At 59.9% G+C, this 21,811-nt stretch carries 16 protein-coding genes; 6 read left to right on the top strand and 10 right to left on the bottom strand.

What is annotated here, in order from left to right; translation table 11 throughout:
* On the bottom strand, nucleotides 1-830 hold an 830-nt coding region (gene hutU / locus ACIOMR_RS23525), incomplete at its 3' end, for a urocanate hydratase (protein ID WP_401196647.1).
* A 476-nt stretch (nucleotides 831-1,306) separates the two neighbouring features.
* On the opposite strand from hutU, the gene ACIOMR_RS23520 reads away from it, so the two are divergent.
* From ACIOMR_RS23520 to ACIOMR_RS23510, 3 genes are all read left to right on the top strand, one after another.
* On the top strand, nucleotides 1,307-2,437 hold the full coding sequence (locus ACIOMR_RS23520; protein WP_008431963.1) for a carbon-nitrogen hydrolase family protein: 1,131 nt from the start codon (nucleotides 1,307-1,309) through the stop codon (nucleotides 2,435-2,437).
* 4 nt (nucleotides 2,438-2,441) lie between these two features.
* The gene (locus tag ACIOMR_RS23515; RefSeq protein WP_008431962.1) at nucleotides 2,442-3,476 is read left to right on the top strand and encodes an AraC family transcriptional regulator; all 1,035 of its coding nucleotides are present in this window, start codon (nucleotides 2,442-2,444) and stop codon (nucleotides 3,474-3,476) included.
* A gap of 300 nt (nucleotides 3,477-3,776) precedes the next feature.
* Nucleotides 3,777-4,796 (top strand): transketolase-like TK C-terminal-containing protein, encoded by a 1,020-nt coding sequence (locus ACIOMR_RS23510; protein ID WP_401196642.1) that lies wholly within the window; start codon nucleotides 3,777-3,779, stop codon nucleotides 4,794-4,796.
* Nucleotides 4,797-4,940: 144 nt separating this feature from the next.
* Here the strand turns inward: ACIOMR_RS23510 and ACIOMR_RS23505 are convergent, their stop codons facing one another.
* The gene (locus ACIOMR_RS23505; protein ID WP_003207868.1) at nucleotides 4,941-5,411 is read right to left on the bottom strand and encodes a MarR family winged helix-turn-helix transcriptional regulator; all 471 of its coding nucleotides are present in this window, start codon (nucleotides 5,409-5,411) and stop codon (nucleotides 4,941-4,943) included.
* A 145-nt stretch (nucleotides 5,412-5,556) separates the two neighbouring features.
* Between ACIOMR_RS23505 and aceE the strand changes: the two genes are divergently transcribed.
* Nucleotides 5,557-8,226 (top strand): pyruvate dehydrogenase (acetyl-transferring), homodimeric type, encoded by a 2,670-nt coding sequence (gene aceE, locus ACIOMR_RS23500; RefSeq protein WP_401196639.1) that lies wholly within the window; start codon nucleotides 5,557-5,559, stop codon nucleotides 8,224-8,226.
* Here aceE and ACIOMR_RS23495 read toward each other — a convergent pair whose 3' ends face one another.
* Both ACIOMR_RS23495 and ACIOMR_RS23490 read right to left on the bottom strand, forming a co-directional pair.
* Nucleotides 8,227-9,093: a DUF2242 domain-containing protein gene (locus ACIOMR_RS23495; RefSeq protein WP_401196636.1), complete on the bottom strand. Its 867-nt coding sequence runs from the start codon at nucleotides 9,091-9,093 to the stop codon at nucleotides 8,227-8,229.
* Nucleotides 9,094-9,182: 89 nt separating this feature from the next.
* Entirely contained in the window at nucleotides 9,183-10,082 is a 900-nt protein-coding gene (locus ACIOMR_RS23490; protein ID WP_178911923.1) for a LysR family transcriptional regulator, read from the bottom strand.
* A gap of 127 nt (nucleotides 10,083-10,209) precedes the next feature.
* Here ACIOMR_RS23490 and ACIOMR_RS23485 point away from each other — a divergent pair, with 127 nt between their 5' ends.
* Together ACIOMR_RS23485 and nhaA are read left to right on the top strand one after the other, a co-directional pair.
* Nucleotides 10,210-11,388, top strand: a complete 1,179-nt coding sequence (locus ACIOMR_RS23485; RefSeq protein ID WP_008431952.1) for an MFS transporter — start codon at nucleotides 10,210-10,212, stop codon at nucleotides 11,386-11,388.
* A gap of 115 nt (nucleotides 11,389-11,503) precedes the next feature.
* Nucleotides 11,504-12,838, top strand: coding sequence for a Na+/H+ antiporter NhaA (nhaA, locus tag ACIOMR_RS23480; protein WP_177054183.1), 1,335 nt, complete (start codon nucleotides 11,504-11,506; stop codon nucleotides 12,836-12,838).
* A gap of 89 nt (nucleotides 12,839-12,927) precedes the next feature.
* On the opposite strand, the gene ACIOMR_RS23475 is transcribed toward nhaA, so the two are convergent.
* From ACIOMR_RS23475 to tig, 6 genes are all read right to left on the bottom strand, one after another.
* Complete coding sequence (locus ACIOMR_RS23475; RefSeq protein ID WP_401196632.1) at nucleotides 12,928-14,802, bottom strand: SurA N-terminal domain-containing protein; 1,875 nt, start codon at nucleotides 14,800-14,802, stop codon at nucleotides 12,928-12,930.
* A 230-nt stretch (nucleotides 14,803-15,032) separates the two neighbouring features.
* Nucleotides 15,033-15,305, bottom strand: a complete 273-nt coding sequence (locus tag ACIOMR_RS23470; protein WP_003174819.1) for an HU family DNA-binding protein — start codon at nucleotides 15,303-15,305, stop codon at nucleotides 15,033-15,035.
* A 146-nt stretch (nucleotides 15,306-15,451) separates the two neighbouring features.
* Complete coding sequence (gene lon, locus ACIOMR_RS23465; protein ID WP_003207858.1) at nucleotides 15,452-17,848, bottom strand: endopeptidase La; 2,397 nt, start codon at nucleotides 17,846-17,848, stop codon at nucleotides 15,452-15,454.
* 151 nt (nucleotides 17,849-17,999) lie between these two features.
* Nucleotides 18,000-19,283 carry an ATP-dependent Clp protease ATP-binding subunit ClpX gene (gene clpX / locus ACIOMR_RS23460; RefSeq protein WP_003207856.1) on the bottom strand — a complete coding sequence of 428 codons (1,284 nt, stop codon included), beginning with the start codon at nucleotides 19,281-19,283 and terminating at the stop codon, nucleotides 18,000-18,002.
* A 112-nt stretch (nucleotides 19,284-19,395) separates the two neighbouring features.
* Nucleotides 19,396-20,031, bottom strand: coding sequence for an ATP-dependent Clp endopeptidase proteolytic subunit ClpP (clpP, locus tag ACIOMR_RS23455; RefSeq protein ID WP_003174822.1), 636 nt, complete (start codon nucleotides 20,029-20,031; stop codon nucleotides 19,396-19,398).
* A 92-nt stretch (nucleotides 20,032-20,123) separates the two neighbouring features.
* Nucleotides 20,124-21,434 (bottom strand): trigger factor, encoded by a 1,311-nt coding sequence (gene tig / locus ACIOMR_RS23450; RefSeq protein ID WP_003207855.1) that lies wholly within the window; start codon nucleotides 21,432-21,434, stop codon nucleotides 20,124-20,126.
* Between the last annotated feature and the right edge of the window lie 377 nt (nucleotides 21,435-21,811).

Here is a 21,811-nt window from a genome sequence, read left to right as displayed (position 1 = left end):
GCGGGCAGGTAGCCGTTGAGCGGGTCGTGGGCGCTGGTCTGGTCGGTGACCATGTCCGGGCGCACGCCGCGCTTGACCAGTTCCGGAAGGATTTCCGCCGCGTTGCCCAGCAACGCGATGGAGATCGCCTGGCCGGCCTTGGTGTATTTGTCGATGCGCGCCAGGGCGTCGTCGAGGTCGGTGGCTTGTTCGTCGACGTAGCGGCTGCTCAGGCGGAAGTCGATGCTGACCTGCTGGCATTCGATGTTCAGCGAGCAGGCACCGGCCAGGGTCGCGGCCAGTGGCTGGGCGCCGCCCATGCCGCCGAGGCCGGCGGTCAGGACCCAACGGCCCTTGAGGTCATCGTTGTAGTGCTGGCGACCGGCTTCGACGAAGGTTTCGTAGGTGCCCTGCACGATGCCCTGGCTGCCGATGTAGATCCAGCTGCCGGCGGTCATCTGGCCGTACATGGCCAGGCCCTTGGCATCCAGTTCGTTGAAATGCTCCCAGCTCGCCCAGTGCGGTACCAGGTTGGAGTTGGCGATCAGCACGCGCGGGGCGTTGCTGTGGGTCTTGAACACGCCGACGGGTTTGCCGGATTGCACCAGCAGGGTTTCGTCGTCGTTGAGGTTGGTCAGGCTTTCGACGATCTTGTCGTAGCATTCCCAGTTACGTGCCGCACGGCCGATGCCGCCGTACACCACCAGTTCTTTCGGATTTTCGGCAACCTGCGGGTCGAGGTTGTTCATCAACATGCGCAGCGGCGCTTCAGTCAGCCAGCTTTTGGCGGTCAGCGTGTTGCCGCGTGCGGCACGGATTTCAACGTCACGGTATTGGGTAGGCTTGGTCACAAAAAAATCCTCAACGATCAATGCGCGAACATTGATGGGTGCGAAGAGGAAGTTCACGGACTCTTACGCACACATCTTTACTTGTACATACAAGCATATGCAAGGTTGTTGCCAACTCGACGCGTCGTTGTACAGAGAGGCCTGTAAGGCGCTGAAACACTTGAGTTGCGCGGCCATCCCTCCGTGAACCCATTGCGCGAATCAACCTTGGCGAGGAACTTGCGCACGGTATTGAGGCACAAAGTAACAATCTGCCAGAAGCTGGTGCGCGCACGAGTAACATCCCACGGCATTGACCCGCGCGCGTGCACCTGTGGTCACAACCCGTTACTGTCGACCCTGGAAGATCCGGCCCGCGGCGAAAACACGCACTCAAGGCTTTTGAGATTTTCGTGCCAAACCACGGTTTTTCGTACCCAGCCCAGAAATTTGAGAGAAAATGCAAACCCAGCACACGGTCCGTTGTCATTTGCCCCATGCGTAAACTTCTTGGCTTCACCCTCATCATGGCCCTGGTCGCCGCCGTTTCCGCCTATCTGGTCTGGACCCAGGAGCGCCCCGTGGGCCATTACCTGTCCGACCTGCGGATCAACCTGGCCGTCGACCAGGGCGTGCCCGCCGACCGCGGCAACCTGCTGGGCATCCAGCCGGAACTGTTCCCCGCCGACTACCAGAGCCTGGAACGCCTGCACCTCAAGCTGGCGGCCTATCTGCAAAACGCCCGTGACCAAGGCCTGATCAACGACAAGACCATCGTGGTACTGCCGGAACATATCGGCACCTGGCTGATGGTCAGCGGCGAAAAGAACGAGCTGTACCAGGCCACCAACCTCAAGGAAGCGATGAACTGGTTGTCGGCGAGCAACCCGCTGCTGTTCCTGCGGGCCTTGATCAGCGCCAAGGGTGACGACCGCATCGACGACGCCTACCTGCGTATGAAGGCCCCGGCCATGGCCCGCGACTATCAAGTGCTGTTCGGTGGCCTGGCCAAGGAATTCGGCGTGACCCTGGTGGCCGGCTCCATTGCCCTGCCCAACCCGAGCGTCAACCAGGGCCAGCTGCAGATCGGCCATGGCGCGCTGTACAACACCAGTGTGGTCTTCGACCGCGATGGCTTGCCGCTGGGCCAGCCGCAACGCCAGCTGTATCCGATTTTTGACGAGCGCGGCTTTATTGAGCCGGGCGATGAAAACAGCGTCAGCGTGGTCGACACCCCGGCCGGGCGCCTGGGCATCCTGATCGGCAGCGACAGCTGGTACCCGGACAACTACCGCAAGCTCAACGAGCAAGGCGCCCAGTTGGTGGCGGTGCCGGCCTTCGTGATTGGCCGCGAGACCTGGGACAAGCCGTGGCGCGGCTTCAAAAGCGTGTCGACGCCAGCCGAGATCAGCCTCAAGCCCGAAGAGCTCAGCGAAGGCGAAGCCTGGCACCGCCTGACCCTGATCAGCCAGCAACCCATCAGCCAGGCCACCGCCGGCATGAGCGTGTTCCTGCGCGGGCAGTTCTTTGACATGGGCAGCGCCGGGCAAAGCTTCCTCAGCAGCAACGGCCAGGTGTTCGCCGACGGCAATGCCCGTGGCGCGCGCCTGCTGAACGTGTGGCTGTAACTCAATGAAGCCGGTGCGGCTTGGGGATTTGTCGGTGGGCTTCGTCCACACCTTGGCCGATGCGATCCACAGCCATGGCCTGGACCCGCAACCGTTGCTGCTGCAATACGGCCTTGACCCGGCACGCCTGGCCGAGGCGGGTGCACGCTTGTCGATCCCGCGCTATATGCGCCTGGGCTTTGCGGCCATCCAGTTGACCGGCGACGCCAGCCTGGGCCTGCGCATGGGCCAGCTCAGCCGCCTGAGCCAGGCCGGGCTCGCCGGGGTCACCGCCGCCCAGGCGCCCACCGTGCGCGAAGCCGCCCGTACCCTGACGCGCTTCGAAGCCTTGTACGGCTCCAACTATCGCGGCCAGTCGAGCTTTCACGAGGACACGGATGGCGCCTGGTTGCGCTTCTATTCCATCAGCCCCTACAACGCCTACAACCGCTTTGTGGTGGATTCGATCATCGCCGGGTGGCTGCATCAGTTGTCGAGCCTGAGCCTGCAACCGGTGCAGGCGCAACGCATCGAAATCGAATTCGAAGCACCGGACTACAGCGAGCGCTACAGCGTGCTGGGGGACTGCCCGATCCAGTTTGGCGCCGAGCACAACCAACTGCGCCTCAGCCAGAAAACCCTGGCCCTGCGCAACCCGGAACACTGCCCGAGTACCTGGCAATTACTGGTGCAGTTGTGCGAACGGGAACTGGAGCAGTTGACGCGCACCCGCAGCCTGCGCGAGCGCATTACCCGCTTGCTCGGGCCGATGCTCAATGGTGGCCGGGAACCCGACCTGGAAGAAGTGGCGTCACGCTTGAAACTGCCGACCTGGACCCTGCGGCGCAAGCTGGCGGAAGAAGGGACTCAGTTCCGGGCGATTCTCAACGACACTCGCCGCGACCTGGCCATGACCTACATTCGCGATACCGAACTGGCGTTCGGTGAAATTGCCTATTTGCTCGGTTTTGCTTCAGCGGAAGCCTTTCAACGGGCGTTCAAGCGCTGGAACAGCCAGACCCCAGGGGAATTTCGCCGCAGTCAGCGGCATTCCGCCTGACGTCTGTCTTACAGCTCGGTGGCATCATCGGCCGGATCCAGCGGATCCAGTTCAAAGGCGTGGTACTCGAGCAATTCTTCCTGGTAATCGTCCATGGTTGACTCCTTGTTTTATGAAAAGGGGTTGCTTAGTGACCTGCACAACCAGCCTAAAGTGCCGTCATGACGAAAAAATGTCCGTGGCATGACGTTCCTGCACTTCAGGATTAAACGTAGCAGGATTGCCTTGATTTAGCCGGATGAATTTTAGATGCAACTGCAATCATTGCAATTGCAATCGTAAGCCGAATTCCTTTAGGGTATGGGCACCCGTTGCCAAGCGACCCTGCTCATGACTGCCAGCACCGAACGCTCTGCCCTGATCTGCATCGACGCCCTGAATGCAACGCAGCAGCCCCGCTGCTCGCCCCTGTATAGCGTGATGACCATGGCCAATACCCTGGAGTCCAGCCGGCAGGCGTGGGTGATTCGCGGCCAGTCGCGCTCACGCCGAGTGGTGAGCTGGCCCACCTGGTTCGCGCGCAATACCGGGGAAAAACCCATGCTGTACCTGCACACGGCCGCGTCATCGGCGCAGTTGCGCGCGCTGTCCGGCGAGACCCGTCAGCGGGGCATCCTGTGCAACGACAATGCAACCCAGCCCTCCCCTTCACTGCCCTTATGGCTGGCCAGCAATCCTCACTGCACACCTTATGACCCGGCCTCCGGCGAGGAAGCCCGGGCGATCGTGCTGGCAGGTTTGCAGGCGCTGTATGTCGACGGCGAGCCGGGGTTCTACTACCTGGCACTGCACGATCAACACGAAGGGCCAGGGCTGAGCCCGCAGGATAGTGACCATGCGCTCAGGGGCATGTACCGGGTCCGGCGCTCATACACGAGTGAATTGAGGGTGCGGTTGCTGGGTGCGGGTCGAGCGTTTGAAGAAGTCGTGCACGCCGCGCAGTTGCTCGAGACGGATTGGAACGTCGAGGCGCAACTGTGGAGTTGCCCCAGCTATACACGGCTGGCCCGCGAAGCGGATGCAGCGCAACGCTGGAACCGCCTGCACCCGTTGGCACCGAAGCGCAGTTGTCATCTAAGGGATTGCCTGGCTGGGGATGGCGCGCCGGTGGTCGCAGTCACCGGGTATCCGCAGCCTATCGTCGATCAATTGGCGGGGCATGTGGATGCGCGTTTTGTAGCATTGGGTGCGGGCTCCGTGGAAACGTCAGCACCCAGTCGATATTGGGTAGCGGTGCTGGCATTGAAGGCGTTGGCGGATGACGGCTGGATCGAAGCAGAACAGGTGGAGAACGCCCTGAATCGATATCACCTGAAATGACGATCTGCAATCCATCGCAGATCAAATGTGGGAGCGGGCTTGCTCGCGAAGACGGTGTACCTGTTGATATTACTGTTGCTGACACACCGCTTTCGCGAGCAAGCCCGCTCCCACACGGAATCCGCGTCGCCTGGAGTCTTTGCTTCAGGTCTTACGTCGCCCGCGGGTCTGCACGCCCGCCTCCATCGCCAGCCCCGCGGTACGTTCCAATGCCTCGGCAAAAACCCGGCGTTGCTCGCTGTCGAGCTGCGACAAAAACAATTCATCCACGCTGCTTTCGTAGATTTTCCACATCTTTTTACGCAATACCCGGCCCGCGTCGGTGATCGAGACAAAGGCAGCACGCCCGTCACCGTCGGAGCGCGAACGCACCACCAGGCCGTCCTTTTCCAGGCGGTCGACCAGGCGCGTCAGGTTGTAGCGTTCGATGGCCAGCACATCGGCCAATTCGTGCATGCGCCGGGTGCCATCGGGGCCACTTTCCAGGCCCCACAAAGCGTCGTACCAGGCATACGGCGGCAGACCGGCATCGGCCAGGCGCCGCTCGATTTCACGGATGACCGTCCTGTGGGCCCGAACAAAACGGAACCAGACATCAGGCTCTTTCGACGACATGCAACACCATCCGGGGAATTTCAAGAAGGTTGCAATAGTAGCTCATCCCGCGCTAGATTCAGCCATGTAGTTGCAATTGCAACTACATTCGCAAAGCTCCCACAAGGAGCCCACACGCTGAAACCCGTCCACCCTGGAGCCTGACATGACCCCGAACACTGCAGTACGCCTCGACGACGATCCACAGGAAACCCGCGAATGGCTGGAGTCCATCGAATCGGTGCTGTCCACCGAAGGCCGCCCGCGCGCGCATTACCTGATTGATCAGTTGCTGGATTTCGACGTGGCGCGGCATGGCGACTTCTACGGGCGGGTGACCACCCCGTACGTCAACACCATCCCGGTAGACCGCCAGTTGCCCTACCCCGGCAACCTGGCCACCGAGCGCCGGCTGAATGCGTTTATTCGCTGGAACGCCATGGCCATGGTGCTGCGCGCGGGCAAACATTCCGGCGTGGGCGGGCATATCGCAACCTATGCGTCGGCTGCGGTGCTGTATGACGTAGGCTTCGACCATTTCTTCCGTGGCCGAACTGAAAGCTTCGATGGCGACCTGGTGTACATCCAGGGCCACTCCGCGCCGGGCATTTACGGGCGGGCGTACCTCGAAGGCCGGATCAGCGAAGCGCAGCTGGACAACTTCCGCCGGGAAGCCGGTGGCGACGGTTTGTCATCCTATCCGCACCCTCGCCTGATGCCGGACTTCTGGCAGTTTCCTACGGTTTCCATGGGCCTCGGACCGATTACCGCCGCGTATCAGGCGCGCTTCATGCGCTACCTGGAGTTCCGCGACCTCAATCAGCACCAGGGCCGCAAGGTGTGGGCGTTCCTCGGTGATGGCGAGATGGATCAGCCGGAATCCCTGGCAGCCATTTCCCTGGCCGGGCGCGAGAAGCTCGACAACCTGATCTTCGTGGTCAACTGCAACCTGCAACGCCTGGATGGGCCGGTGCGCGGCAATGCCAAGGTGATCCAGGAATTCGAAAGCCTGTACCGCGCCGCCGGCTGGAACGTGATCAAGGTAATCTGGGGCGGCGGTTGGGATGCGCTGCTGGAAAAGGATAAAAGCGGCTTGCTGCGCCAGCGCATGATGGAGTGCGTGGACGGCGACTATCAAAACTACAAATCACAAAACGGCGCCTACGTGCGGGAACACTTCTTCGGCAAATACCCGGAGTTGCTGGCGCTGGTGGCAGACATGTCCGACGACGACATCTGGAAACTCTCACGGGGCGGCCATGACCCGGACAAGGTCTACAACGCCTATGCCGCCGCCGTGCGTCACAGCGGCCAGCCGACGGTGATCCTGGCGAAAACCGTCAAGGGCTTCGGCATGGGCGAGGCCGGCGAAGGCCAGAACATCAACCACCAGTTGAAAAAGATGGGCGCTGAAGCCGTCAAAGCCTTCCGCGATCGCTTCGGGCTGGAAGTGGCCGACGACCAACTGGCTGAAATCCCGTATCTCAAACCGGCCGCCGACAGCGAAGAGGCCCGCTATTTCGCCGCCCGCCGCCAGTCACTGGGTGGCTACGTGCCGGCTCGCCATAGCGCGGTCGAGTCGCTGAAGATCCCGGAACTGGATGCCTTCGCCACCCAGCTCAAGGACACCGGCGAACGCGCGATCTCCACCACCATGGCCTTTGTGCGCATCCTCGGCACCCTGCTCAAGGACCCGAACCTGGGCAAACTGATCGTGCCCATCGTGCCGGACGAGTCCCGCACCTTTGGCATGGAAAGCCTGTTCCGCCAGATCGGCATTCACTCCGCCGTCGGCCAGCTCTACACCCCACAAGATGCCGGCCAGCTGTCCTACTACAAGGAGAGCAAGGACGGACAGATCATGCAGGAAGGCCTGAATGAATCCGGCGCCATTTCCTCGTGGATCGCAGCAAGTACGTCCTACGCCAACCACGGCTTGATGACCGTACCGTTCTACATTTTCTATTCGATGTTCGGCTTCCAGCGGGTCGGCGACCTGGCCTGGGCCGCAGGTGATGCACGGGCGCGGGGCTTTCTGCTGGGGGCGACGGCCGGGCGCACCACGCTGATGGGCGAAGGCCTGCAGCATGACGATGGCCACAGCCATGTGCTGTCTTCGGTGATCCCGTGCTGCATTTCCTACGACCCGACGTTTGCCTTCGAGCTGGCGGTGATCATTCGCGAAGGCATGCGCCGGATGTACGTCGAGCAAGAGGACATCTACTACTACATCACCCTGCTCAACGAAAACTACCCGCACCCGGCGATGCCCGAAGGCGTCGAGGACGGGATTCTCAAGGGTATGTATCGGTTGAAGGCGGCTGAAGACACCACGCAACCACGGGTACAGCTGATGGGCAGCGGTTCGATCCTGCGGGAAGTCATCGCCGCCGCGGACCTGCTGCGCGATGATTTTGCCGTGGCCAGCGATGTGTGGAGTGTCACCAGCCTGACCGAGCTGCGCCGGGAAGGCCATGCCGTGGAGCGCTGGAACCTGCTGCATCCTGAAAGCGAACCGCGTACCAGCTATGTCGAGCAGTGCCTTGAGGGCCAGCCCGGGCCCGTGGTGGTCGCCACCGACTACATGAAAATCTTTGCCGATCAGATTCGCCCGTTTGTACCGGGCCGGCGCTTTGTGGCGCTGGGCACCGATGGCTTCGGGCAATCGGATACCCGCGAAACCTTGCGCCAGTTCTTCGAGGTGGACCGGTATTTCATTGCCCTGGCGGCCTTGAAGGCGCTGGCGGATGACGGCCTGATCAGCCGCGCCAGGGTGGCGGAGGCGATCAGCCGCTACGGGATCAACGTCGACAAGGCCAACCCCGTAGCGGTGTAGTTACTGTGCAGGCGTCGGCAGAGGCGGAATCGCTTCGGTCGGCGCCGGCAGCGCAGGAGTGGTGGCCTCTGGCGCAGGTGCCGGGGCTTCCTTTGGTGCAATCGGCGCAGGTTCCGCCGGTGGTACCACCGGCTCCGATGCCGCTGGCACTACCGCCGGCGTCACTGGGGCTGCCGGTGTGGCCGGCGCTTCTTTTGGCACTTCTTTCGGCGCTTCAACCTTATCGGCCTTATCGGCCTTATCGGCCTTATCGGCCTTATCGGCCGCCGGAGCTGCCTTAGGTTCCGGGATGCCCAGGTCAGCCTTGGGCTTCTCTGGAATATGCGCTGCCTTTTTCACTTCCTGGGGCAGGAAAACGTCCACCAGGGCGAAATAACGCTCATAAAATTTCGGCGCAGACACCGTCTCGCTGGCCACCTTGACCATGGAGTCGTCGGTGGAGCCAATCGGCATCGACACCGAACCCAACACACCCACACCGAGGCTGGCGGAGTTGTTGACCTTCTTCAAGGCGTAGCGATCCTGCAAGGCGTTGGCGAACATCGTCGAGTGATGATTGCCGCTGCCATCGTCGGCACACACCACGTTGAAGCTGATCTGCAGGTGAGTTTCGCCGGTCTGCTGGAAGCTCTTGTTACCCGCCACCAGCTTTGGATCGCTGCTGGTGATGATGTAACCCTGGCTCAACAGCGCACGCCGCGCCGCTTCGCAGGCCGCCGTGTCACTGACCGGGTAATCACGGGAAAACGTGCCGGAGTCGTCGAAGTTCTCATGTTCATAAATAGCGGTCTTGGGTGACGAGCAGCCCGCAGCGCCCGCCAGCACCAGCGCCAACCCGAGGCTACGCAAGTGAAATGATGTCGACATCGAAAATCCTGAGGAAAACAGTCAGGGCGGTATTGTGCAACAGAACGTGGCCTCGGCGCGCGAATTCCTGTCGGTAAAACGTCACAGCCTTACGGGACGGTGTCCGCAGGAAAAAGCCGCTCGCCCATATGGTCGATAAACACGCGCAATTTCGCCGAGGCATGGCGACTTGATGGCCAGAGCATCCAGAAGCTGCCGCTGTGCTCCAGGTAATAGTCCAGCACCCGTTGCAGCCGGCCCTGCGCCACCGATTCGCGGACCATGAAGTCTGGCAGGCAGGCAATCCCCAGGCCTTCATGGGCCACGTGCATCAGTGATTCGATGGTGGTGGAGACCAGCGGCGCACGCAGGGTCGGCTCCGACAGGCCCGGCTCCGGGCGCAGTGGCCAGGTTTCCAGTTTGCCGGTGGCGCAGAATTTGTGGCGCAGGCAGGCGTGGTCGCTCAAATCCCGGGGCTGGCGCGGCGTACCGTGCAGGCGCAGGTACTCCGGGGACGCCACCAGCACCAGGCGGTAATACCCGAGGTGGCGCGCCATCAAGCGTGAGTCCTCGGGTTTGCCGGTGCGGATCACCGCGTCGAAACCCTCCTCGATCACATCCACCATGCGGTCGGAGAAGTCCACGTCCAGCTCGATCTCGGGATAGGCGCGCATGAAATCCGTCAGTACCGGCATCAACAAGCCGCGCACTTGCGGCAGGCTGACGCGCAACTTGCCTCTGGGGGTGGCGGATGCCTGGCTCAGTTCCTGTTCTGCGGCTTCGACTTCCGCCAGGATGCGCCGGGAGCGTTCGAGAAACAGTGCGCCCTCGCTGGTCAACGTGATACTGCGGGTGCTGCGATGGAACAGCCGCACCCCCAGGCGCTCTTCGATGCGCGCGATGCTTTTGCCAATCGCCGAGGACGACACCCCCAGCATGCGCCCGGCCTCGGTAAAGCTGCGGGTTTCGGCCACCTGCACAAACACTGAAATACTGCCCAGGCTGTCCATCGTCTCGCTCCCGAGGATTGCGGACATTGGCGTCCGATAAGTTCGGAACCTTAGCCTGTTTTTCTCCACCGTGCAGCACCCTACTCTGGCTCCCTGCCCTTTCGTCTGAAAACCGGAGCCAAGAAACATGAGCGACAGCGCCCTATCTTCCACGACCCCCACGGTGAGCCGTGAACGACTGCCTCTGGGCGGCCTGTTGGCATTGGCTACCGCCGGCTTCATCACCATCCTCACCGAAGCCATGCCGGCAGGCTTGCTCCCGCAAATGGGCGCCGGCCTCGGGGTGTCCGAAGCGTTGGTGGGCCAGTTGGTGACCCTGTACGCCCTGGGCTCGCTGTTGGCCGCGATTCCCCTGACCATCGCCACCCGGGGCTGGCGCCGGCGGCCATTGCTGATGATTGCCATCGGCGGGTTTGCCTTGGTCAACAGTGTGACGGCGTTTTCCAGCGATTACCTGCTGACCCTGGTGGCCAGGTTCTTCGCCGGGGTGTTCGCGGGATTGCTCTGGGCGCTGCTGGCCGGTTATGCCAGCCGCATGGTTGCGCCGCATCTGCAAGGCAGGGCCATTGCCGTGGCCATGCTCGGCGCGCCATTGGCGCTGTCACTGGGTGTACCGGCCGGGACATTCCTGGGCACCACGGTGGGCTGGCGCCTGAGCTTCGCGATCATGTCCGGCCTGACGGTTGTGCTGCTGGCCTGGGTGCGCTGGCAGGTCCCGGACTTTGCCGGGCAACAGGCGGAAAAACGCCTGGGGCTGCGCCAGGTGCTGGCACTGCCAGGGATTCGTCCGGTGCTGTTTGTGACTTTCACCTACGTGCTGGCTCATAACATTCTCTACACCTATATCGCGCCGTTCCTGGTACCTGCCGGGATTGCAGCGGACATCGACCAGGTGCTGCTGGTGTTTGGCCTGGCGGCGCTGCTGGGTATCTGGATCGTCGGCGCGCTGATTGATCAGCGGCTGCGCGCGTTATTGGTGATCAGCTGCGCAATGTTCGCGCTGTCGGCCCTGGCGCTGGCGTTCTGGATCACCTCGGCGACGGTGATCTACACCACGGTGGCCTTATGGGGGCTGGCGTTTGGCGGTTTGCCGGCATTGCTGCAAACGGCGCTGGCCAAGTCGGCCGGGGATTCAGCCGATGCCGCACAGTCGATGCTGGTGACGGTGTGGAACCTGGGCATCGCCGGTGGCGGACTACTCGGCGGCATGTTGTTGCAAGGGTGGGGAGTGACATCGTTTCCATGGGCGGTCGCCGCGTTGGTCGTACTGGCACTGATCGCGACGCTGCGTTTAACCGATGTTTAAACGAAACGTGACGTGATGTTTCTTAACTCTTATGATCGCACCGGGTGCGCTGCTGCATACGGCACAGCGCAGGTTAAAGGATAAGCATTGGTCGGGCCGCCAATGGAGACTTGTCGTGCCTGATAAACACCCTGCTATTCCGCGCCCCCAGGTTCTGGTCGAAGGCGCCCTGTCCGCATTGGAGCGGTTTTCAAGGATCGAAGCAGTCAGCGGTATCGTGTTGCTGCTGGCAGCGATCGTCGCGCTGGTCTGGGCCAACAGCCCCGTCGCAGATTCCTACGAACACTTCTGGAACACCCCACTCACTATCGGACTGGGAGACTTCACGGTCTCGCGCTCGTTGCACTTCCTGGTGAACGATGGGCTGATGACCATCTTCTTCCTGGTGGTGGGCGCCGAGATTCGCCAGGAGATCAGGGACGGCGCACTCGCCAACCTGAAACTGGCCACCCTGCCCCTCGGCGCTGCGCTGGGTGGCGTGCTGATGCCGGCACTGATTTACACCCTGCTCAACCATGGCACCGTAGCGGCCAGTGGCTGGGCAGTGCCCACTGCCACCGACATTGCATTTGCCGTGGGTGTGCTGGCGCTGTTGGGTAAATCCATCCCCGCCGGCGTGCGCATCCTGCTGCTGGCGCTGGCGATCATTGATGACATCGTCGCCATCCTGATCATCGCGATTTTCTATACCGCAAGCCTGGACTACATGGGCCTGGTGATCGCGGCCTGCGGGCTGGCGCTGGTGCTGGTTTTTCAGCGGATGGGAATTGGCAAGGCGGTGGTGTACCTGTTGCCGGGGGCGATTGTCTGGTTTGGGCTGCTCAAGACCGGCGTGCATCCGACGCTCGCGGGCGTAATGCTTGGCCTGATAACGCCCGTGACTTCCAGACCGACTCGGGAACGCCCTCTGGACACCATCGGGCGCACATTTAACGAGCTGATGGACCGGCTTTCGCATCCGTCAGAAAGTGCCCATCAGGTCGCCAAACCATTGAAGCAATTGAGACAGGCCCAACGGGAAATGTTGCCGCCGGTGCAGCGGATTCAAGCCGGGTTACACCCATGGGTGGCCTTCGGCGTCATGCCACTGTTTGCCCTGGCCAACGCGGGGGTGAGCCTGCAAGGGTTCAACCTGAACGACCCGCTGCCCCACGGTGTGTTCATGGGGGTCATCCTGGCGTTGGTGCTCGGCAAGCCGCTGGGGGTGATGCTGGCGAGTGTCGTGCTGGTCAAACTGAATATCTGCAAACTGCCGGAGGGCGTGACCTGGAACGGCGTCGCCCTAGTGGGCCTGCTGGCGGGAATTGGTTTCACCATGTCGATTTTCATCTCGTCGCTGGCCTTCTCCGATCCGACGCTGCTGTCGGCTGCCAAGCTGAGTGTGCTGAGCGCTTCGACCCTGGCGGCTGTGATTGGCCTGAGTTGGGGCAAGCTCAAGTTTGCGCGTTGAATCAAGACTGGTTGAGTCAGCTGATTAGTGGATAAAAAAAGACCCCGGCCTCTTCAGGCCGGGGTCTTTTTATTCAGGCTGTTACGAGATCAGAACTTCTTGATCTCAGCCTTGGTTTCCAACTGCTTGCGATAGGCGGCGAAGTCTTGCTGGCCGACACGGGACGCGAGGAAGCGGCGGTACTGAGCCTTCTCGTCATCGGTCGGTGCAGCGGCTTCATTGACCGCGTTCAAGCGCACGATCACCAGGCTACCGTCTGGCAGGGTCACGCTGGTGAAGGTCGGCTTGTCCTTGGCCGCAGGCTTTGGCATGCGGAACAGGGCTTGCAGCACGGCTGGCTCGACGCCTTCCTGGCCCCGGGTGGCCGCTTCGGTGACTTTCCAGGCCTGGCCATCCACCGGCTGGTTCAGCGGGGTCTTGCCATCACGCAGGTTGGCAATCAGCTCGTCCGCGTGAGTCTTCGCCGCAGCGCTCACGCGCTCCTTGGTCAACTGGGCACGGATGGCAGTGGCAACGCTTTCCAGCGGCAGCTGGGTAGGCTTCAGGTGCTCTTTGGCACGCAGTACCACGATGGTTTCCGGGTCCAGCTCGATGGCGGTGCTGTTGGCACCCTCATCCAGTACTTCAGGGCTGAATGCAGCGGTCACCACGGCACGGTTGGCAGCGATGCCTTCGCCACCTTCACGGCCAAACGGCGCGGAGGTGTGCACGGTCAGCTTCAGGTCCGACGCCGGCTGGGCCAGGTCGGAAGCTTCGAATGCAGCGTCTTCCAGTTGCTTGGTCGCATCGACGAAACGCTGTTCAACCTGCTGGGTCTTGAGCTCGCGGGTCAGCTTGTCTTTCAGGCTGGCGAACGATGGCACTTCAGGTGCTTCAACGCCCAACAGCTTGATCAGGTGCCAGCCGAAGCTGGAACGCACCGGTGCCGAGACCTGGTCCTTGTTCAGTGCATACAGCGCTGTTTCGAAGGCAGGGTCGTAGACGCCAGGGCCAGCGAAACCGAGGTCACCGCCGTTGTTCGCAGAACCCGGATCCTGGGAGAACTCCTTGGCCAGGGCTTCGAATTTCTCGCCCTTGGCCAGGCGTGCCTGGATCTCTTCGATCTTGGCCTTGGCCTGCTCGTCGGTGGTCTTGTCGTTGACTTCAATCAGGATGTGCGCCGCGCGACGCTGTTCAGCGAGGTTGGCGGTTTCTTTCTGATAGAGGGCTTGCAGCTCATCGTCCTTGACCGCGACCTGGTCGAAGAAGGAAGCCTTCTTCAGCTCCAGATAGTCGATGACCACCTGGTCCGGGGTCATGAACTCCTTGGCGTGCTGGTCGTAGTAAGCCTTGACCTCGTCGTCAGTGATCTTCACTGCTGCAGGGTCGGCCTTGACGCTGACGGTGGCGAAATCGCGGGTCTGTTTTTCCAGACGGGCGAACGCGAGCACTTCGGCATCAGTCACAAAACCGCTGCCGGCAATGCCTGCACGAACCTGGCCGATCAGCATTTCCTGGCTCAGCATCTGACGGAATTGCATACGGCTGTAGCCCAGCTGACGGATCACCTGGTCGAAACGCTCAGCGTTGAACTGGCCATCCACCTGGAATTCCGGCGTCTGCAGGATCACTTGATCCAGCGCAGCTTCGGAGAAAGCGAATTTCGAATCGGCCGCGCCTTGCAGCAGCAGCTTGCGATCGATCAGGCCCTTGAGGGCGGCGTCGCGCAGCAGCTTTTCGTCCAGCAAGGAAGCATCGAAGTCCTTGCCCAGCTGTTGCATCAGCTGGCGACGTTGCATGTCGACGGCCTGGCCCAGTTCGCTTTGGGTGATTTCTTCACCGTTGACCTTGGCCACGTCCTGCTTGTTGTTGGTCGAAGCTTGAAAAATAGCCTCGATACCGGTGAACGCCATCAATGCGACGATGATCCCGATAATGGTCTTGGCAATCCAGCCTTGTGAATTGTCCCTGATATTCTGCAGCATGCGTCCCCCAGAAACGGTTGAACTTCAAAATTAGGCAACCGTGGAGCGTGGGTAGAGTCCGGATAGAAGAAAGGCGCATCCGAGGATGCGCCTTCTCGTAACTGGCGGAGCGGACGGGGGTTTGAACCCACACCCCCGGCGTGGCGACCCGATGGATACTCGGGTCAGCTGCCGCTCCGCTGCCAGGTCAGACCTGCGTCCGACCCGGATGGGTAAGGCTTGAGCGAAGCTTAGTTAACGGCTTCTTTCAGGGCTTTACCGGCTTTGAAACCTGGTTTTTTGGCAGCGGCGATTTGCAGAGCCTTGCCAGTCTGTGGGTTACGGCCAGTGCGAGCTGGACGATCGGTCACAGAGAAAGTACCGAAACCAACCAGTACCACAGAGTCGCCGGCCTTGAGAGCGCCAGTGACGGATTCGATTACTGCGTCCAGCGCACGGCCAGCAGCGGCTTTCGGGATATCAGCAGATGCAGCGATAGCATCAATCAGTTCCGACTTGTTCACTCTAAGTCCCCTTATATCTATTGAGTATGATTCTAAGTTTTTTGGTGAAAGCAAAAACCAGTGCTGAATGGCCTACAGACACTTAAGAGCCGCTTTATAACAAGGGCTCTAAAAAGCTGTCAAGGAAGCCCCCAGGCTTAAACGTATTAATGCGTGCTAATTCTTTCCTTAGAGTCAGTCTCGCGTTTTTCATCCTTTGCAACTATCTCCGGAGCCACATCCGGCAAGGGCTCCGGCGCGTATTGCAGCGCAATTTGCAGGACCTCGTCAATCCATTTAACCGGTTTAATCTGCAGATCCTGCTTGATGTTGTCAGGAATCTCCTTCAAGTCGCGAACATTCTCTTCAGGAATGATCACGGTCTTGATACCACCGCGGTGTGCAGCCAGCAATTTCTCTTTGAGGCCACCAATGGCCAGTACCTGGCCACGCAGGGTGATTTCCCCGGTCATGGCGACATCGGCGCGCACCGGAATGCCGGTCAGGGCTGATACCAGTGCCGTGCACATGCCTACGCCTGCGCTAGGACCGTCTTTCGGCGTTGCCCCTTCCGGCATGTGGATGTGGGTGTCGTGCTTCTCGTGGAAGTCCAGGGGGATCCCCAGGCTCTTGGCGCGGCTGCGCACCACGGTCTGCGCGGCGGTGATGGATTCAACCATCACGTCACCCAGGGAACCGGTCTTGATCAGTTGCCCTTTGCCCGGGATTACGGCGGCCTCGATGGTCAGCAATTCGCCGCCCACCTGGGTCCACGCCAGGCCAGTGACCTGGCCTACCTGGTCCTGCTGCTCAGCCAGGCCGTAGCGGAATTTGCGCACGCCCAGGAAGTGTTCCAGCAGGTCAGCGGTGACCTTCACCGAGAAGCGTTTTTCCAGCGCATGTTCCTTCACGGCCTTGCGGCAGATCTTCGCCAGTTGACGCTCAAGGCCCCGTACACCGGCCTCGCGGGTGTAGAAACGAATGATGTCGCGGATCGCGTCGGCATCAAATTCGATCTCGCCTTTTTTCAGGCCGTTGGCCGCAATCTGCTTGGGCGAGAGGTATTTGACGGCGATGTTGATCTTCTCGTCTTCGGTGTAACCCGGCAGACGAATCACCTCCATCCGGTCCAGCAAGGCTGGCGGAATATTCATCGAGTTGGAGGTGCACAGGAACATTACGTCGGACAGGTCGTAGTCGACTTCCAGGTAATGGTCGTTGAAATTGTGGTTCTGCTCGGGGTCGAGCACTTCCAGCAAAGCAGACGCCGGGTCGCCACGCATGTCGCTGCCCATCTTGTCGATTTCATCGAGCAGGAACAGCGGGTTGCGCACACCCACCTTTGTCATCTTTTGAATCAATCTTCCTGGCATCGAACCGATGTAAGTCCGGCGATGACCACGGATTTCCGCTTCATCACGCACACCGCCCAGGGCCATGCGCACGAATTTGCGGTTGGTGGCGTGGGCAATCGACTCCGCCAGCGAGGTTTTACCCACACCAGGAGGACCGACCAGGCACAACACCGGACCACGAATCTTCTTCACGCGCTTTTGCACGGCGAGGTATTCGAGGATGCGTTCCTTGACTTCCTCGAGGCCGTAGTGATCGGCATCGAGAATATCTTCGGCGCGGGCCAGGTCCAGGCGCACTTTGGTCTGGGCCTTCCACGGCACCTGCACCAGCCAGTCGATATACGAACGAACCACGGTGGCTTCGGCCGACATCGGCGACATTTGCTTGAGCTTGTTCAGCTCGGCAGTGGCCTTGGTCAACGCGTCTTTCGGCAGGCCGGCGGCATCGATGCGCTTTTTCAGCTCCTCGATTTCGTTGTGGCCTTCCTCGCTGTCGCCCAGCTCTTTCTGAATGGCCTTCATCTGCTCATTCAGGTAGTACTCGCGCTGGCTGCGCTCCATTTGCTTTTTGACACGGCCGCGAATGCGCTTCTCAACCTGCAGCAGGTCGATTTCGGCATCCAGCAGCGCCAGGACGTGTTCGACCCGGGCCGACAAATCGATGATCTCGAGAATGTCCTGCTTCTGCTCGATTTTCAGCGCCATGTGCGCGGCCATGGTGTCGACCAGGCGGCTTGGCTCATCAATGCTGTTGAGGGAAGAGAGGACTTCTGCGGGGACTTTCTTGCCCAGTTGCACGTATTGCTCGAACTGGGACAGCAGGCTGCGAACGAACACTTCGGATTCGCGCTCAGGGGCGTCGACTTCGTCGATCAGCGCCACTTCGGCACGCAGGTGGCCGTCCACTTCCATGAAGCGCTCGACCGCACCGCGCTGCTCGCCTTCCACCAGCACCTTGACGGTGCCATCAGGCAGCTTGAGCAGTTGCAGGACAGTTGCAACGGTACCAACGCGATACAGGGCATCTTCGCCCGGATCATCGTCAGCAGGATTTCTCTGGGCCAGCAGCAGGATCTGCTTGTCGCCCGTCATCGCGGCCTCGAGGGCTTCGATAGACTTCTCGCGCCCCACGAACAGCGGGATAACCATGTGCGGATAGACGACGACATCACGCAACGGCAGGAGAGGCAATTCGATGGTTGTCTTCATGATTTCGCCTCTATGACAGATGAAAGTAAGCTTGAAACCAAGATGGGGGCTGCCTGCAAAAAAAACAAGCGTAATGGCATCAGTTAAACGCAGTAAAAACAAAGGGGCCCCTTAAGGCCCCTTTATTTTGTACAGCTCGGCGGTGCAACGCTTACGCGTCTGGCGCAGCCTTGGCAGCCGGCTCACTGTTTTCGTAGATATACAGTGGCTTGGACTTGCCTTCTATAACGCTTTCGTCGATCACCACTTTACTCACCTCGGACTGCGAGGGGATTTCGTACATGGTGTCGAGCAGTACGCCTTCGAGGATCGAGCGCAAACCACGGGCGCCGGTCTTGCGCTCCAGTGCCCGCTTGGCCACCGATTTGAGCGCGTCAGCACGGAACTCGAGGTCCACACCTTCCATCTCGAACAGCTTGGCGTATTGCTTGGTCAGGGCGTTTTTCGGCTCGGTGAGGATCTGCATCAACGCAGCCTCATCCAGCTCGTCCAGCGTCGCCAGGACCGGCAGACGGCCAACGAATTCCGGGATCAGACCGAACTTGACCAAATCGTCAGGCTCGACTTCACGCAGGGATTCACCGACTTTCTTGCCTTCTTCCTTGCTGCGTACTTCTGCACTGAAGCCAATGCCGCCACGGGTGGAACGGTTTTGAATAACCTTTTCCAGGCCGGAGAACGCACCGCCACAGATGAACAGGATGTTGCGCGTATCAACCTGAAGGAATTCCTGCTGCGGGTGCTTGCGGCCGCCTTGTGGCGGTACGGAAGCAACCGTGCCTTCGATCAGTTTCAACAGCGCTTGCTGCACGCCTTCACCGGAAACGTCCCGGGTGATCGACGGGTTGTCGGATTTGCGCGAAATCTTGTCGATTTCATCGATGTAGACAATGCCCATCTGGGCCTTCTCCACGTCGTAGTCGCATTTCTGCAGCAGCTTCTGAATGATGTTCTCGACGTCTTCACCTACGTAACCGGCCTCGGTAAGAGTGGTTGCGTCGGCGATGGTGAAGGGAACGTTCAGCAGGCGAGCCAGGGTCTCTGCAAGCAGGGTTTTACCCGAGCCTGTAGGGCCGATCAGCAAGATGTTGCTTTTGCCGAGCTCGACGTCGTCACTTTTCTTGTCACGCTGGTTCAGACGCTTGTAGTGGTTGTACACCGCTACGGCCAGAACCTTCTTTGCACGCTCTTGACCAATCACATACTGATCAAGGATGCCGCTGATTTCTTTAGGCGAAGGCAATTTATGCGCGCTGCTTTCGGCCTGGGCTTCCTGCACCTCCTCACGGATGATGTCATTGCACAGGTCGACGCACTCGTCGCAGATAAAGACCGAGGGGCCGGCAATCAACTTGCGTACTTCATGCTGGCTTTTGCCACAGAAGGAGCAATAGAGCAGCTTGCCGTTGTCCTCGCCGTTGCGGGTGTCAGTCATTCGTTCGATCCAAATCCGATAGGCTTGCAACACAAGATGAAGGCTATTGAGGGCTTTTTCAAGTCCACTGGTGGTCGGACCTGCCGACCTGCCCTATTTTGAGCTGCTTATATTAAGCGGGGCGCTTTTCGATCACTGCGTCGATCAACCCGTATTCACGAGCCGCTTCGGCGCTCATGAAATTGTCACGGTTGGTGTCGCGCTCGATCTCTTCCAGGGTATGCCCGCTATGTTTGGCCATCAGCGTGTTGAGACGCTCACGAATGAAGAGGATTTCCTTGGCATGGATTTCGATGTCCGATGCCTGGCCCTGGAAACCGCCCAGTGGCTGGTGAATCATCACGCGTGAGTTCGGCAGGCAGTAACGCTTGCCCTCAGCACCAGCGGTCAGCAGGAACGCACCCATGCTGCACGCCTGACCGATACAGGTGGTCGATACGTTCGGCTTGATGAACTGCATGGTGTCGTAGATCGACATGCCCGCTGTCACCGAACCGCCCGGGGAGTTGATGTAGAGATGGATGTCCTTGTCCGGATTTTCCGCTTCAAGGAACAGCAGCTGCGCACAAATCAGGTTGGCCATGTAGTCCTCTACCGGACCAACCAGAAAGATCACTCGCTCCTTGAGCAGGCGCGAGTAGATGTCATAGGCGCGTTCGCCACGAGCAGATTGCTCGACAACCATCGGGACCAGGCCGCCAGCGGCCTGGATATCAGAGTTCTGCTGAATATACGAATTACGGAACATGCTCTGCAGTTACTCCCAAATAGTCATGTCTTGAATACGCATAAGCCAGCGCGAGGCTGGCTTATGGGTGTATTTTCAAACGAGTTGAGCGATCAGTCGGCTTGTGCTGCTTCAGCCGGCTTGACTGCTTCTTCGTAAGAGACCGCTTTATCGGTCACCTTAGCCTTCTGCAGAACAGTATCCACAACTTGCTCTTCCAGCACAACCGAACGCACTTCGTTCAGCTGCTGGTCGTTCTTGTAGTACCAGGACACAACAGCCTCAGGCTCCTGGTAGGCCGAAGCCATTTCCTGGATCATTTCGCGAACGCGGGTTTCGTCAGGCTTGAGGTCGAATTGCTTGACCACTTCAGCCACGATCAGACCCAGTACAACGCGGCGCTTGGCCTGCTCTTCGAACAGTTCGGCCGGCAGTTGGTCAGGCTTGATGTTGCCGCCGAACTGCTGAACAGCCTGCACGCGCAGACGATCAACTTCGTTGGACAGCAGGGCCTTCGGCACTTCGATCGGGTTGGCAGCCAGCAGACCGTCCATCACCTGGTTCTTGACCTTGGATTTGATGGCCTGGCGCAGTTCACGCTCCATGTTCTTGCGAACTTCGGTGCGGAAACCTTCGATGCCGGTTTCCTTGATGCCGAACTGGTTGAAGAACTCTTCGTTCAGTTCTGGCAGCTTGGGCTCGGAAACGGTGTTGACGGTCACGGTGAACTCGGCGGTTTTGCCAGCCAGGTCCAGGTTCTGATAGTCAGCCGGGAAAGTCAGGTTCAGAACGCGCTCTTCGCCGGCTTTGGCGCCAACCAGGCCGTCTTCGAAACCAGGAATCATGCGGTTGGAACCCAGCACCAGCTGAGTACCCTTGGCGGAGCCGCCAGCGAATGCTTCGCCGTCAACCTTGCCTACGAAATCGATGTTCAGTTGGTCTTCGTTCTGGGCAGCACGATCGGCCACTTCAAAACGGGTGTTCTGCTTGCGCAGGATTTCCAGCATGTTGTCCAGGTCGGAGTCAGCAACATCAGCGCTCAGGCGCTCGATGGCGATCGAATCGAAACCGGCAACTTCGAATTCAGGGAACACTTCGAAGATTGCAACGTATTCCAGATCCTTGCCTGCTTCCAGGGACTTGGGCTCGATGGAGGGCGAGCCAGCCGGGTTCAGCTTTTGCTCGACAACGGCTTCGTAGAAGGAAGCCTGGATCACGTCACCTACAGCTTCCTGACGTGCATCAGCACCGAAGCGGCGCTTGATTTCGCTCATTGGCACTTTGCCTGGACGGAAACCAGCGATCTTGGCCTTTTGGGCAGTCTGCTGCAGACGCTTGTTGACCTGGGTCTCGATGCGCTCGGCCGGCACGGTGATGCTCATGCGGCGCTCAAGAGCAGAAGTATTTTCAACAGAAACTTGCATGGATATTCCTCGTTGCACAGACGTTAGCTGGCCGTTTCCGACCCCAGAATCAAGGGCATGCATTCTAGTGGGTCAAACTCAAGAAGTCACCCTACTGAAAACGGGTAAAAAAACAGCAGGCAATTTATAGGTGCGAATGCACGAGTGCAGCTCGCCCCGGTGGCAAATACATCCCATCATGCCAGGGCTCTGCGCCAACCCTTCTATATATAGAAGCGGTTGCCAATCATCTCCCTGACAACCGACCCTGCGGACAAGGCCGGCAAGCAGTGCGGCATCATCGCGAAACATAAATACGACGAAACGCCCTGCCCTGCAGCCCAACACCTGCGACTGCGTTGAAACTCAAACCGCTGAAACAAAAAAGGCGCCAGACT

The sequence above is a fragment of the Pseudomonas sp. NPDC087814 genome (genome assembly GCF_044742865.1).
Lineage (GTDB): Bacteria > Pseudomonadota > Gammaproteobacteria > Pseudomonadales > Pseudomonadaceae > Aquipseudomonas.
Note: the sequence above shows the minus strand (reverse complement) of the source record. Positions and strands in the feature narration are given on the sequence as shown.